The sequence below is a fragment of the Actinomadura sp. 21ATH genome, from assembly GCF_041951345.1.
Lineage (GTDB): Bacteria > Actinomycetota > Actinomycetes > Streptosporangiales > Streptosporangiaceae > Spirillospora.
The window spans coordinates 877,756-890,646 of the sequence record NZ_JBGNUR010000001.1 but is presented as its reverse complement, the minus strand read 5'-3'; the positions used below and the strand labels follow the sequence as shown (position 1 = coordinate 890,646).

The window sequence follows — 12,891 nt, the reverse complement described above, 5'->3', positions numbered from 1 at the left end:
CGGTTTGTCGGTGTCGTGCTCTACCATCTGGGCCGTGGACGAGATCGAGCTGAGCGCGGACGAGGTACGGCGGCTGCAACTGCGGGCCCAGGGCCTGCTCGGTGCGCGGCGCGGGGGAGTGCCGGGGGTGCTCGAATCGTTGGGCGCCGTGCAGCTCGACACGATCTCCGTGCTGGCGCGCTCGCACGAGCTGGTGCCGTACGCGCGGCTCGGCGCCGTGGGCCGGGACGCGGTGGAGGCGGCCTACTGGGGCGACGGCGCGGGCTTCGAGTACTGGGCGCACGCGGCGTCGGTGCTGCCGATCGACGAGTGGCCGCTGTTCGCGTTCCGGCGGCGGGCGTTCCGGGAGCGCGGCTGGCGCTGGCACAAGGTGCCCGAGGGCGTCTGCGACCAGGTCCGGGAGCGGCTGCGCGCGGACGGGCCGCTGACGACCAAGGAACTGGGCGGCGCCAAGGCGGGCGGCGAGTGGTGGGACTGGAGCGACCACAAGATCGCGATCGAGTGGCTGCTGGACATCGGCGAGGTCGTCTGCGTCCGCCGGGTGGGGTGGCGCCGCGTGTACGACCTCGCCGAACGCGCCGTCCCGGGCGAGCTGCTCGATCAGGAGCCCGATGACGCCGAGTGCCTGAGGCGGCTGGTGGCGCGGGCGGGCCGCGCGCTGGGCGTCGGCACCCGCGCCGACCTCGCCGACTACTACCGGATCAGGACGGACCAGGTCGACGCGGCCGCCGCCGGGCTGGTGCCGGTCCGCGTCCAGGGCTGGAAGCAGGCGGCCTGGGCCGACCCCGAGGCGCTGGCGCGGCCGGTGCGGGGCCGGCACGCGACGACGCTGCTGTCGCCGTTCGACTCGCTGGTGTGGGACCGGGCGCGGACGTCCCGGGTCTTCGGCTTCGACCACCGGCTGGAGGCGTACGTGCCGAAGGCGAAGCGCGTCCACGGCTACTTCGCGATGCCGCTGCTGTCCGGGGGCCGCCTCCTCGGCCGGGTCGACCCGGCGCGGGAGGGCCGCACGCTGGTCGCGCGGCAGGTCTCGTTCGAGCCGTGGGCGGTGCGGTCGGCCGCGCGGACGGAGCGGACGGTCGCGGCGCTGCGCACGGCCCTGTGGGAGGCCGCGTCCTGGGTGGGCTGTGACGCGGTACGGGTCGAACGGTGCGATCTCCCAGAAATAGCCGGGGAACTCGCCACCGACACGCCGTGAGAAGCCGCGGGAAAAGGCCGCGGCCACCGCCCCGGAAGGCGGTGGCCGCGATGAGCGGGGCCGTGTCCGGCGGCTCAGCCGTGTGGCGTGTCCTGCGGATCGGTGTGGACGGGACGGTCCAGCGTCTCGCCGGCCGGGCCGCCGCGGCGCTTGTCGGTACGGGACCCGAACACCGAATAGTCCACGATCTCGGGGATCACCCGGGGGGCGTCCACCACCACGTCGGAGAAGATGTGGACGAGCCCGCCCACGATGAAACCGACGACGACGATCGCCGCGCCGACCCAGAACAGCACCCAGTTGGGGCCGAGGCACAGCGCCACTCCACCGACCGCGAACCCCGCGAACATGATGAACACGGCGACCCACGAGCCGGGCCGTCCGGCGTGCGAGCCGTGCGACTCCTCTGACATGATCCGCCTCCCTCGATGTGCACTCACAGATCTTCCGCGGTCCGGGGGGATCAAACGGAAGGCGCCGTGGATTGCGTCGCGACGTGACCTAGACCATTCTGGGTCTCGCCTACGATGGGCATCGTACGTGTGGTGTGCGTGCCGCCTGGAGCGGTGACCCACGATCTGCAAGGAGCCTCCGAGAGTGCCGCCAGTCATCGATAAGATCCTTCGTGCGGGCGAGGGAAAAATCCTGCGCAAGCTCAAGAAGCTCGCGGATCAGGTCAACTCGATCGAGGAGGACTTCCTCGAGATGAGCGATGCCGAGTTGCGCGAGCTGACCGACAAGTACCGGGAGCGGATCGCCGACGGGGAGTCCCTGGACGACCTGCTGCCCGAGGCGTTCGCGACCGCCCGCGAGGCGGCCAAACGGGTCTTGGGCCAGCGCCACTACGACGTGCAGGTCATGGGCGGCGCCGCCCTTCACCTGGGCAACATCGCCGAGATGAAGACCGGTGAGGGCAAGACCCTCACCTGTGTGCTCCCGGCCTACCTGAACGCGCTGTCCGGCGACGGCGTGCACGTGGTCACGGTGAACGACTACCTGGCCAAGCGTGACGCCGAGTGGATGGGCCGCGTCCACCAGTTCCTCGGCCTCGAGGTCGGCGTCATCCTCCCGCAGATGACCCCCGACGAGCGACGTGCCGCGTACAACTGCGACATCACGTACGGGACGAACAACGAGTTCGGTTTCGACTACCTGCGCGACAACATGGCGTGGAGTCTGGAGGAGTGCGTCCAGCGCGGCCACCACTTCGCGATCGTGGACGAGGTCGACTCGATCCTCATCGACGAGGCCCGTACCCCGCTGATCATCTCCGGTCCGGCCGAGCAGAACTCGAAGTGGTACGGCGAGTTCGCCAAGATCGTTCCGCGGCTGAAGCGCGCCGAGCTGATCAGCACGGCCGGCCAGGTCGACCAGTACGGCCCCGGCGACTACGAGGTCAACGAGAAGAAGCGCACGGTCGGCATCACCGAGTCCGGTGTCGAGAAGGTCGAGGACTGGCTCGGCATCGACAACCTGTACGACTCGGTCAACACGCCGCTGGTGAGCTTCCTCAACAACGCGCTCAAGGCCAAGGAGCTCTACAAGCGCGACAAGGACTACGTCGTCATGAACGGCGAGGTCCTGATCGTCGACGAGTTCACCGGCCGCATCCTGCACGGGCGCCGCTACAACGAGGGCATGCACCAGGCCATCGAGGCCAAGGAAGGCGTGGCGATCAAGGACGAGAACCAGACGCTCGCCACGATCACCCTCCAGAACTACTTCCGGCTGTACGACACGCTGAGCGGGATGACCGGTACCGCCCAGACCGAGGCGGCCGAGTTCAACAAGACGTACAAGATCGGCGTGGTGCCGATCCCGACGAACAAGCCGATGGTCCGCGAGGACGTCGCGGACGTGGTCTACAAGACCGAGCAGGCCAAGTTCGAGGCCGTTGTGGACGACATCGCCGAGCGGCACGAGAACGGCCAGCCGGTGCTGGTCGGCACCACCTCGGTGGAGAAGTCGGAGCGGCTGAGCAAGATGCTCAAGCGGCGCGGCATCCCGCACCAGGTGCTGAACGCCAAGCACCACGAGCAGGAGTCGACGATCGTCGCCGAGGCGGGCCGCAAGGGCGCGGTCACGGTCGCGACGAACATGGCCGGCCGCGGCACCGACATCATGCTCGGCGGCAACCCGGACTTCCGCGCCGACCTGGAGCTGCACCAGCGCGGCCTGTCGCCGCTGGAGACTCCGGAGGAGTACGAGTCGGCCTGGCCGGAGGCGCTGGAGAAGGCCAAGGACGCGGTCAAGGGCGAGCACGAGGAGGTCGTCGAGGCCGGCGGCCTGTACGTGCTGGGCACCGAGCGGCACGAATCGCGGCGGATCGACAACCAGCTGCGCGGCCGGTCCGGCCGGCAGGGCGACCCGGGCGAGTCCCGGTTCTACCTGTCGCTGGAGGACGACCTGATGCGGCTGTTCAACTCCGCCCGGGTCGAGTCGATCATGACCCGGCTGAACATCCCGGACGACGTCCCGATCGAGTCCAAGATCGTGTCCAACGCGATCCGGTCGGCGCAGGCGCAGGTCGAGCAGCAGAACTTCGAGATGCGCAAGAACGTCCTGAAGTACGACGAGGTGCTCAACCGGCAGCGCGTGGTCATCTACGCCGAGCGCCGCAAGGTGCTGGAGGGCGCCGACCTGCACGAGCAGGTCCGCAACATGATCGACGAGGTGGTGGACGGCTACGTCGCCGGCGCCACCGGCGAGGGCTTCGCCGAGGAATGGGACCTGGAGAAGCTCTGGAAGGCGTTCAAGCAGCTCTACCCGATCTCGCTGGACGTCGACGAGCTGGTCGAGGAGGTCGGCGGCGAGATCTCCGGCCTGGACGCCGAGACGCTCGCCGAGAAGATCCGCGAGGACGCCCAGGCCCGGTACGACGCCCGCGAGGAGGAGCTCGGCTCCGAGGTCATGCGGGAGCTGGAGCGGCGCGTCGTCCTGTCGGTGCTCGACCGCAAGTGGCGCGAGCACCTGTACGAGATGGACTACCTCCAGGAGGGCATCGGCCTGCGGGCCATGGCGCAGCGCGACCCGCTGGTCGAGTACCAGCGCGAGGGCTACGACATGTTCAACGCGATGCTCGACGGCATCAAGGAGGAGTCGGTCGGCTACCTCTTCAACCTCGAGGTCGAGGTGGAGGAGCAGCCCGAGCCGAAGGTGGGCGCGGCGCCGGTGTCGGTCTCCAAGACCGCCCCGAAGGACGCCGACGACGTCCCGTCCGACACCGATGAGGCCGAGGCCGAGGCGGCCGGCGAGGACGAGGCCGAGGACGCCGTCGAGAAGGCCCCGGTCGTCAAGGCCAAGGGCCTCGACGACCGGAAGCGGCCGAAGAAGCTCGACTACTCCGCGCCGACCGTGGACGGCGAGGGCGGCGTCGAGCACCACAGCGAAGAGGCCGAGGACGAGTACGCCAAGGTCTCCCGCAACGACCCGTGCCCCTGCGGCTCGGGCAAGAAGTTCAAGCGCTGCCACGGCGACCCCCGCGGCAAGAAGTAGGGGTTCGAGAAGCAGGCGCGGCGGCCACCCGGGTGCACCCGGGCGGCCCCCGGGGCGCCCGCCGCGTTCCTCTTTCGGCCTAAGCCGGGACGGTCGTCTCGATGGCCGTGCAGCGCCACCGGCCGTGCCGCCGTTCCAGGCGGAGGGCCAGCGCGTGCACCCGCCCGTCCAGGACGGCGACGGCGCCGGCCTCCAGCGCGCCGGGTGCGGGTGCCTGCGCCCACGTCCGCAGCACGCGCGGCGGCACGATCCGGGTACGGGCGGCGGCGCCGGCGCGGTGGACGGCCAGCCCCTGCCACACCTCCGGATCGGCCGTACCGGACAGGTGCCGCGGCGGGCGCGTCCCGGCCAGGATGTCGATGACGATCCGGAGGGCGGCCTCGGCGTGCCCCCGGGGCGGCCCGCCGGCCAGGGACAGGTGGGTTCTTCGCCGCGCCGCCGGGGGCACCGGTTCGGGCCGCAGGGCGAGCGTCCCGTTCAGCGGGAGGGCCGTGGTCTTGGGAACGATGCGCACGACGGCGTGACTGCTCATCATTGCGGCGGCCTCCTGGTGCTCCGGCGGATCGGCGTCGTTCTCCAGAGGTGCCGGAGGTGGCCGCGATACGGAATGGCCGGATGCGGCGGATCCGTATCAGGAGGCGGGCGGCGGTATCGGGGCCGGAAAGCCGGACGGCGGCGGACGTCGCGTTCGACGTCCGCCGCCGTGCGGCGAGTCCTCCGGGGAGGTGTGGGAGGAGAGGAGGACTCTCGGGGTGGCCTCGCGGCCGGGTCAGCCCTTGTCGGCCGGCGGCGTGTCCTTCGCCGCGGGCTTCTTCTCGGCCTTCCCGCCGGTCGTGCCGGCCGCCGCCAGCTCGGGATCGGCGGCGGGGTCGGCGGCCACCGACTCCTCGCCCTCGGGTTCCCGGCCCGGCGTCGCGAAGTCGAACTTCTCGATCAGGAACTTGAAGATCACGTAGTAGAGGACGAAGTAGAGCACGCCCATCCCCACGATCAGCCCGAGTCCCTTGGTGTTGTCCTTCGTCATGTTGAGCAGGAAGTCGATCCCGCCCGCGGAGAACCCGAACCCGAGCTGGGCCCCGGCGGCCTCCAGCACCGCCATCGAGATGCCGGTGAGCACCACGTGCACCGCGTACAGGATCGGCGCGACGAACATGAACGCGAACTCGATCGGCTCGGTGACGCCGGTGACGAACGCGGTCAGCGCGGCGGAGATCATGATGCCGCCGACGGCGGGCCGCCGGTGCGCGGGCGCCGCCCGCCAGATCGCCAGCGCGGCGCCGGGCAGGCCGAACATCAGCACCGGGAAGAAGCCGGCCAGGTAGCCGCCCGCGTTCGGGTCGCCGGCCAGGTAGCGGTTGATCTCGCCGTGCACCACGCCGCCGTCGGCCTGGTAGTCGCCGAACACGAACCAGATGAGAGAGTTCGGGATGTGGTGCAGGCCGAAGGGCAGCAGCAGCCGGTTGACGACGCCGTACACGCCCGCGCCCAGCGCCCCCGCGCCGGTGACCCAGTCGCCGAAGCTGTCCAGCCAGCCGCCGAGGATCGGCCAGACGAACCCGATGAGCACGCCGAGGACCAGCGCGGCGAACGCGGTGATGATCGGCACGAAGCGGCGGCCGCCGAAGAACGCCAGCCAGGTGGGCAGCTTGATCCGGTAGTACCGCTGGTAGAGGAGGGCGGCGATGACGCCGATCAGGATGCCGCCGAGCACGTCGGTGGGGTTCTTGGCGCCCCAGTCGATGACCTGGCTCTGCGCCCCGTCGACCACCTTGGTGATCATGACGCGGTCCTTGAGCTCGTCGCTCTCCGCGAACATCACCTTGGACACCCGGTCGTAGACCAGGTAACCGACCACGGCGGCCAGCGCGGTGGAGCCGTCGGCCTTGCGCGCGAAGCCGATCGCCACGCCGACGGCGAACAGCAGCGGCAGTGCCGCGAACAGCGCGTCACCGGCCTGGCCGACGACGTTGGCGACCTCGATCCAGCCCAGCCCGTCCTCGCCGAGCATGTCGGCCTGGCCCAGCCGCAGCAGCAGCGCGGCGGCGGGCAGGACGGCGATCGGCAGCATCAGGCTGCGGCCGATCCGCTGGAGTACGGCCAGGGTCTGCGACCCTCGGCGTGGAGCAGCGGTCCCGTCCACTGCGGTTGTCGAACTCATCAGGGGGTTCCTCCTCTGAACGGAAGGGTTCTACGCGGGGGTCGGGGGATTTCCGAGGGCTGTGTGAACCTGGTAGCGGTCGGCCCGGTAGGTCGACACGCCCAGCTCCGCGCAGACGCCTCCGGAGTAGGAGCGGCGTTGCAGGAGCAGCACGGCGCTGCCCCGGGAGATCTGCAGGTGCCTGGCCTCGGCGGCGTCGGCCAGCCCGGCGTCGATGGTCTGGTCGCCGGCGTCGAAGACGAGCCCGTAGACCGCCTCCAGCACGCCGTACAGGGAGCGGTCCGCGAGGCGCCGGTCGAGCAGGTCGGGGGCCAGCGAGGCGAGGATGTGCGAGCGTTCCAGCGCCATCGGCTCGCCGTCCGCCGTCCGCAGCCGCTCGATCACGTGGACGCCGGTCCCGGCGGGCACCTCGAAGATCCGGGCCAGCCGGGCGTCGGCGGGCACGGTCCGGCGGTCGAGGTCGATCGCGCCCGGCCGCATCCCGCGGGACAGCATGTCCTCGGTGAACGAGACCAGCCGGAGCGGCATCTCGATCTTCGGTCGGGCGACGAACGTGCCCTTGCCCGGGACACGGTAGAGCCGCCCTTCGGACACCAGCTGGTCGACGCCCTGCCGGACGGTCATCCGGGACAGCCCGTACCGGCCGCACAGCTCGCGCTCGGACGGGATCGGAGCGTCCACGGGCAGCTCCGAGCCCTCGATGAGGTCGAGCAGGATGGCCCGGAGCTGGAAGTACTTGGGTACCGGGCTGTGCGGGTCGATCGTGGTCACGGGCGTCCTCGGAGCCGGGAGGGCCTGGTCATGGCGAGTGGCCGATTCGCCATGATTTCTACTGGTCTAGGCCGGACTAGACCACAGCATTGGAACGCCTGTCAATGCACGAACCGATAACGGCCGGATCACGCCGCGAGCACTCGAAGATCGTTTAAATCCCCAGGTCAAGAGGGGTCGCGGCTCCCTTGGTCGGCCTTGGTCTCGGGTGGAGCGTCCTCGGCCGGCTCGCGTCCGGGAGTGGGCAGGTCGAAGCGCCGGATCACGAAGCTGAAGATCGCGTAATAGAGGAAGAAGTAGACGACGCCCAGGCCGATGATCAGGAAGAGGTGCCGGGTGTTGCTCTTGGTCGCGTTCAGCACCATGTCGATCAGCCCGGCCGAGAAGCTGAAGCCGAGCTGGGCGTCGATCGCGGCGAGCGCGTACATCGAGACGCCCGTCAGCACCACGTGGATCCCGTACAGCACCGGTGCCACGAACATGAACGAGAACTCGATCGGCTCGGTCACCCCGCAGACGAACGCGGTCAGCGCCGCGGAGATCATGATGCCGCCCACCGCGGGCCGCCGGTCCGGCGGCGCCGCCCGCCAGATCGCCAGCGCGGCGCCGGGCAGGCCGAACATCAGCACCGGGAAGAACCCGGCCAGGAACGTCCCGGCGTGCGGGTCGCCGGCCAGGTACCGGTTGATCTCGCCGTGCACGACCCCGGCCGGCCCGTCGTAGGTGCCGAACACGAACCAGATCAGCGAGTTCAGGATGTGGTGCAGGCCGAACGGCAGCAGCAGCCGGTTGGCGATCCCGTACACGCCCGCGCCGACCGCGCCGAGGCCGGTGAGCCAGTCGCCGAACGAGTCGATCCAGCCGCCCAGCGCCGGCCAGATCAGCCCGAACAGCACGCCCAGCACCAGCGCGGCGGCCGAGCTGATGATCGGCACGAACCGGCGGCCGCCGAAGAAGGCCAGCCAGGACGGCAGCTTGATCCGGTAGAAGCGCTGGTAGAGCAGGGCCACCATGAGGCCGACCACGATCCCGCCGAGGACCTGGGTGGGGTTCTTGGCGCCGAAGTCGATCACTTCGGTGAGGGCGCCGTCCTCCTGCTGCACCTTGGCGACCACGCCGCCCTTGAGCTGCTCGGTGTGCGCGAACATCACCTTGGTGACCCGGTCGAACACCAGGTAGGCGGCCACGGCGGCGAGCGCGGTGGAGCCGTCGGACTTGCGGGCGAAGCCGATCGCCACGCCGACCGCGAAGAGGATCGCGAGGTTGTCCAGCAGCGCGCCGCCCGCGGCGGCGAAGACCTCGGCGATCCGGTCCCAGCCGAGGCCGTCCGCGCCGAGCAGGTCGGCCTGGCCGAGCCGGAGCAGGATCCCGGCCGCGGGCAGCACGGCGATCGGCAGCATGAGGCTGCGGCCGATGCGCTGGAGCACGGCGAACGTGGCGGACCAGGCGCCGTTGCCCTCGGCGCCTCCCGCCCCGCCGCCAGAAGCGGTCAACGAACTCATGCGATGCCCTCCCCCGAGGCCCGGCCCTGTCGCTTTGCCTGATTGGTGAGATATGGTGCCTACTGGTCTAGGCCGGACTAGACCAGTGACCCGGACAGCACCGTCCCGTGATGGTCCATCACAGAAAGTGCGCACGGATGGCATCGCTACTGATCACCGCCAGCAGCTTGATCACTTCCCCCGAGGCGGGTCCTACCCGCGTCCTGTCCCCGGGATACGTCCGCGTCGAGGACGGAGTGATCGCCGAGGTCGGGGAGGGCCGTCCGGCGGGCGCGCCCGGCGTCGACCTGGACGGCGGCGTCCTCGCGCCCGGGCTGGTGGACCTCCAGGTCAACGGGTTCTACGGGTACGACATGGTCGACGCCGACGAGGCCGGCTGGCACACCATCGTCCGGCGGCTGCCCGAGACCGGCGTGACCTCGTTCCTGCCGACGTTCATCACCGCGCCCGTCGCGGTCCAGGCCGAGGCGCTGCGCCGGACCCGCGACCTGCTGCCCGGCCTGCCCGCCGGCACCCGCGTGCTCGGCGTCCACCTGGAGGGGCCGTTCCTCTCCGAGAAGCGCAAGGGCGCCCACAACCCCGCGCACCTCACCGACCCCACGCCCGAGGCGGTCGCCGAACTGCTGGAGACGGGCCTGGTCAAGCTGGTGACGCTGGCCCCCGAACGGAACGGCGCGCTGGACGCGATCCGCACCCTCACCGCGAACGGCGTGCTCGTCAGCGTCGGGCACAGCGACGCCACCGCGGAGCAGGTGAAGGCCGCCGCCGACGCCGGCGCCCGCAAGGTCACCCACATCTTCAACGCCCAGTCCGGCGTCCACCACCGCGACCCGGGCGTGGCCGTGCAGGCGCTGATCGACCCCCGGCTCAGCCCCGGCCTCATCCTCGACCTGCACCACGTCGCCGGATCGATCGCCGAGCTGGTGTTCCGGTCCGCGCCCGGCCGGGTCGTGCTGGTCACCGACGCCGCCGCGTCCGCCGGGATGCCGCCCGGCACCTACGACCTCGGCGGCGAGCCGATCGAGATGCCCGAGCAGGGCCCGCCGCTGCGCGCCGACGGCACCATCGCCGGCTCCGGCCTGCGGCTGGACGAGGCGGTCGCCAACGCGATCTCGATCGGGATCGACCCGGTCACCGCGGTCGACGCCGCCACCCGCGTACCGGCCGACCTGATCGGCCGTCCCGACCTGGGCCGCATCGCTCCCGGCGCGGCGGCCGACCTGGTCTGGCTGGGCCCGGACCACCGGGCGCATGCGACCTGGATCGCCGGGGAGAACGTCTTCGGAGGGGATCATGTCTGAGAGCGGGACCAGCACGAGCCGGATGCGCGCGGAGATCGGGGAGCAGCCCGCCGCGCTGCGCCGCACGATCGACGCGCTGCTGCCGCGGATCCCCGAGCTGGAGGGGCTCGCGGGGGAGACCCGCCAGGTGCTGTTCATCGCGCGCGGCTCGTCCGACAACGCCGCCGTGTACGGGCGCTACCTGGTCGAGTCGCGGGCCGGGCGGCTCGCCACCCTGGCCGCGCCGTCGATCGCCACGACCTACCGCAGGCGGCTCGACCTGGACGGCGTGCTCGCCGTGGCGATCAGCCAGTCCGGCAAGACCGAGGAGATCGTCGAGACCATGGAGTGGGCGGCCGCGTGCGGCGCCCGCACCGTCGCGGTCACCAACGGGGCCGGCTCGCCGCTGGCCGAGGCCGCCGAGGTCGCGCTGCTCACCGAGGCCGGCGACGAGATCGCCGTACCGGCCACCAAGACCTACACCACCCAGCTGGCCGCCCTGGCGGTGCTCGGCCTCGGGCTGGGCGCCGGCGCGGACGCCGGCGACCTGCGCCGCGTCCCGGACGAGGTCGCGCGGGTGATCGAGCTGACCGAGGCGTCCGAGCAGCTGCCCGGGATCGTCGAGGAGCTGGCCGCCGTGCCCGGCGCGGTCGTGTCCGGCCGCGGCATCGCGTTCGGGACGGCGCTGGAGCTCGCGCTCAAGATCAAGGAGGCGTGCTACCTGCACGCCATGGGCCTGTCGTACGCCGACCTGCTGCACGGGCCGATCGCGGTGGTCGACGACCAGACCCCCGCGCTGCTGGTCGCGGCCGAATCCGGCCCCACGCTGCCCGGGACGATCGCGCTCGCCGAGCGGGTCCGCGGCGCGGGCGCCCGCGCGTACGGTATCGGTGGCGGCTCCGGCCTGGCCGCGGCGTGCTCGCGCGCGCTGCCCGGCCCGTCGCTGCCCGAGTGGGTCGCCCCGCTCGGTCTCATCGTGCCCGGCCAGCTCCTCGTCGAGGCGCTGGCCCGCCGGCTCGGCGTGGACCCCGACGTCCCGCGCGGGCTCAACAAGGTCACCCAGACCGGCTGACCGGCCGGAACGGGACGGAAATCAGGAGTGAGCATGGACAAGGCCGAGGCCATCGTCGCCGCGCTGGGCGGCGCCGCCAACATCGACGAGATCGAGCCCTGCGCCACCCGGCTGCGCACCGTGGTCTCGGACGCGGCCAAGGTGGACGAGGCGGCGCTCAAGGCGGCCGGCGCGTTCGGCGTGATGCGCAGCGGCAGCGTCGTCCAGGTGGTCGTGGGCCCGGAGGCCGACACCATCGCCAGCGACATCGAGGACATCCTCGACTAGACCCCGGAGGTCGAAGCAATGACGCGAGTAGTGGCCCCGGTCGCCGGCCGGGCGGTCGGGCTCGCCGGGGTGCCCGACCCGGTGTTCGCCCAGGCCATGGTGGGCCCGGGCACCGCGATCGACCCCGAGCGGGCGCCGGGCCAGGCGGTCGCGCCGGTCGACGGCAAGATCGTCAAGCTGCATCCGCACGCGTTCGTCGTGGTGGACGCCGAAGGGCACGGCGTGCTCGTCCACCTGGGCGTGGACACCGTCCAGCTCAAGGGCGCGGGCTTCGAGCTGCTGGCCGCCGAGGGCGACCAGGTCGTCCGCGGGCAGCCGCTGGTCGGCTGGAACCCGGCCGACATCGAGGCCGGCGGCCGCTCCCCGGTCACCGCGGTGGTGGCGCTGGACGCCGGCGCCGACGCGCTGGCCGGAGTGGTCGAGACCGGCGACGTCGAGAGGGGGGCCGAGCTTTTCGTCTGGAGCTGAGCGCCGCGGTCTTCGACCTGGACGGCACCCTCATCGACAGCGAGCCCCGCAACCAGGTCATGTGGACCTGGCTGTTCGAGCGGCACGGCGCAGCGCACGACCCGGCGCTGATCGCCTCGTTCGCCGGGCGGCGCGGCCGCGAGGTGCTCGCCGAACTGATCCACCTGTTCCCCGGCCGCACGGTCGAGGAGCTGTTCGCGGAGGCGGTCGCGTACGAGCACGGCCCGGAGGCGCCGCCCGTCGGCGTCGTCCCCGGCGCGGTGGAGCTGGTGCGGGCGCTGCACGAGGCCGGCCTGCCGCTGGGCGTGGCGACCTCCGGGCAGCGCTCGTACGCCGAGGGCCTGCTGGACGGCCTGGGCGTGCGGGACTGCTTCGGCGCCGTGGTGACCGCCGACGACGTCGCGACCGGCAAGCCCGACCCGGAGGGGTTCCTGGCCGCCTGCCGCGGCCTCGGGGTCCCGCCGGAGCGGGCGGTGGGCTTCGAGGACGCGCCCGCCGGCGTGGCCGCTATCAAGGCGGCGGGTATGACCTGCGTCGGGGTGACCACGACCGTGCCGGCCGGTGCCCTGGCCGCCGCCGACCATGTGGTGGCGAACCTGAAGGAAGTCGACGTCCTGCCGGGTCCCGCGCTGCGGGTGCCCGGCAGCGGTCCATCGACGAGTGGCTGATTGATCCGTGAG

The 12,891-nt window shown here is 71.7% G+C and carries 12 protein-coding genes; 7 read left to right on the top strand and 5 right to left on the bottom strand.

The annotated features are described in order from the left end of the window. The first annotated feature begins 34 nt into the window (after positions 1-34). Positions 35-1,198 (top strand): winged helix-turn-helix domain-containing protein, encoded by a 1,164-nt coding sequence (locus tag ACA361_RS04310; RefSeq protein ID WP_375010459.1) that lies wholly within the window; start codon positions 35-37, stop codon positions 1,196-1,198. A gap of 74 nt (positions 1,199-1,272) precedes the next feature. Here the strand turns inward: ACA361_RS04310 and ACA361_RS04305 are convergent, their stop codons facing one another. Next, positions 1,273-1,809, bottom strand: coding sequence for an HGxxPAAW family protein (locus ACA361_RS04305; protein WP_375010458.1), 537 nt, complete (start codon positions 1,807-1,809; stop codon positions 1,273-1,275). Between ACA361_RS04305 and secA the strand changes: the two genes are divergently transcribed. Further along, positions 1,796-4,693 (top strand): preprotein translocase subunit SecA, encoded by a 2,898-nt coding sequence (secA, locus tag ACA361_RS04300; RefSeq protein WP_375010457.1) that lies wholly within the window; start codon positions 1,796-1,798, stop codon positions 4,691-4,693. The two genes, ACA361_RS04305 and secA, sit on opposite strands and share 14 nt — an antisense overlap. A gap of 79 nt (positions 4,694-4,772) precedes the next feature. On the opposite strand, the gene ACA361_RS04295 is transcribed toward secA, so the two are convergent. From ACA361_RS04295 to ACA361_RS04280, 4 genes are all read right to left on the bottom strand, one after another. Beyond that, positions 4,773-5,228 (bottom strand): Rv3235 family protein, encoded by a 456-nt coding sequence (locus tag ACA361_RS04295; RefSeq protein WP_375010456.1) that lies wholly within the window; start codon positions 5,226-5,228, stop codon positions 4,773-4,775. Between the two features lie 234 nt (positions 5,229-5,462). Continuing rightward, positions 5,463-6,851 (bottom strand): PTS transporter subunit EIIC, encoded by a 1,389-nt coding sequence (locus tag ACA361_RS04290; protein ID WP_375010455.1) that lies wholly within the window; start codon positions 6,849-6,851, stop codon positions 5,463-5,465. Between the two features lie 30 nt (positions 6,852-6,881). Continuing rightward, on the bottom strand, positions 6,882-7,622 hold the full coding sequence (locus ACA361_RS04285; protein WP_375010454.1) for a GntR family transcriptional regulator: 741 nt from the start codon (positions 7,620-7,622) through the stop codon (positions 6,882-6,884). 167 nt (positions 7,623-7,789) lie between these two features. Further along, positions 7,790-9,124 carry a PTS transporter subunit EIIC gene (locus tag ACA361_RS04280; protein WP_375010453.1) on the bottom strand — a complete coding sequence of 445 codons (1,335 nt, stop codon included), beginning with the start codon at positions 9,122-9,124 and terminating at the stop codon, positions 7,790-7,792. A 137-nt stretch (positions 9,125-9,261) separates the two neighbouring features. On the opposite strand from ACA361_RS04280, the gene nagA reads away from it, so the two are divergent. The 5 genes from nagA to ACA361_RS04255 are packed head-to-tail and all read left to right on the top strand — an operon-like array spanning position 9,262 to position 12,879. Continuing rightward, the gene (gene nagA, locus ACA361_RS04275; RefSeq protein ID WP_375010452.1) at positions 9,262-10,425 is read left to right on the top strand and encodes an N-acetylglucosamine-6-phosphate deacetylase; all 1,164 of its coding nucleotides are present in this window, start codon (positions 9,262-9,264) and stop codon (positions 10,423-10,425) included. Positions 10,426-10,447: 22 nt separating this feature from the next. Further along, entirely contained in the window at positions 10,448-11,476 is a 1,029-nt protein-coding gene (locus ACA361_RS04270) for an SIS domain-containing protein (protein WP_375010892.1), read from the top strand. Between the two features lie 33 nt (positions 11,477-11,509). Next, a complete protein-coding gene (locus ACA361_RS04265; RefSeq protein ID WP_375010451.1) occupies positions 11,510-11,743 on the top strand; it encodes a glucose PTS transporter subunit EIIB in 234 nt (77 codons plus the stop codon). 18 nt (positions 11,744-11,761) lie between these two features. Next, a complete protein-coding gene (locus ACA361_RS04260) occupies positions 11,762-12,211 on the top strand; it encodes a PTS glucose transporter subunit IIA (protein WP_375010450.1) in 450 nt (149 codons plus the stop codon). Further along, on the top strand, positions 12,202-12,879 hold the full coding sequence (locus tag ACA361_RS04255; protein ID WP_375010891.1) for an HAD family hydrolase: 678 nt from the start codon (positions 12,202-12,204) through the stop codon (positions 12,877-12,879). Before ACA361_RS04260 ends, ACA361_RS04255 begins: the two co-directional genes overlap by 10 nt. Positions 12,880-12,891: the final 12 nt, after the last annotated feature.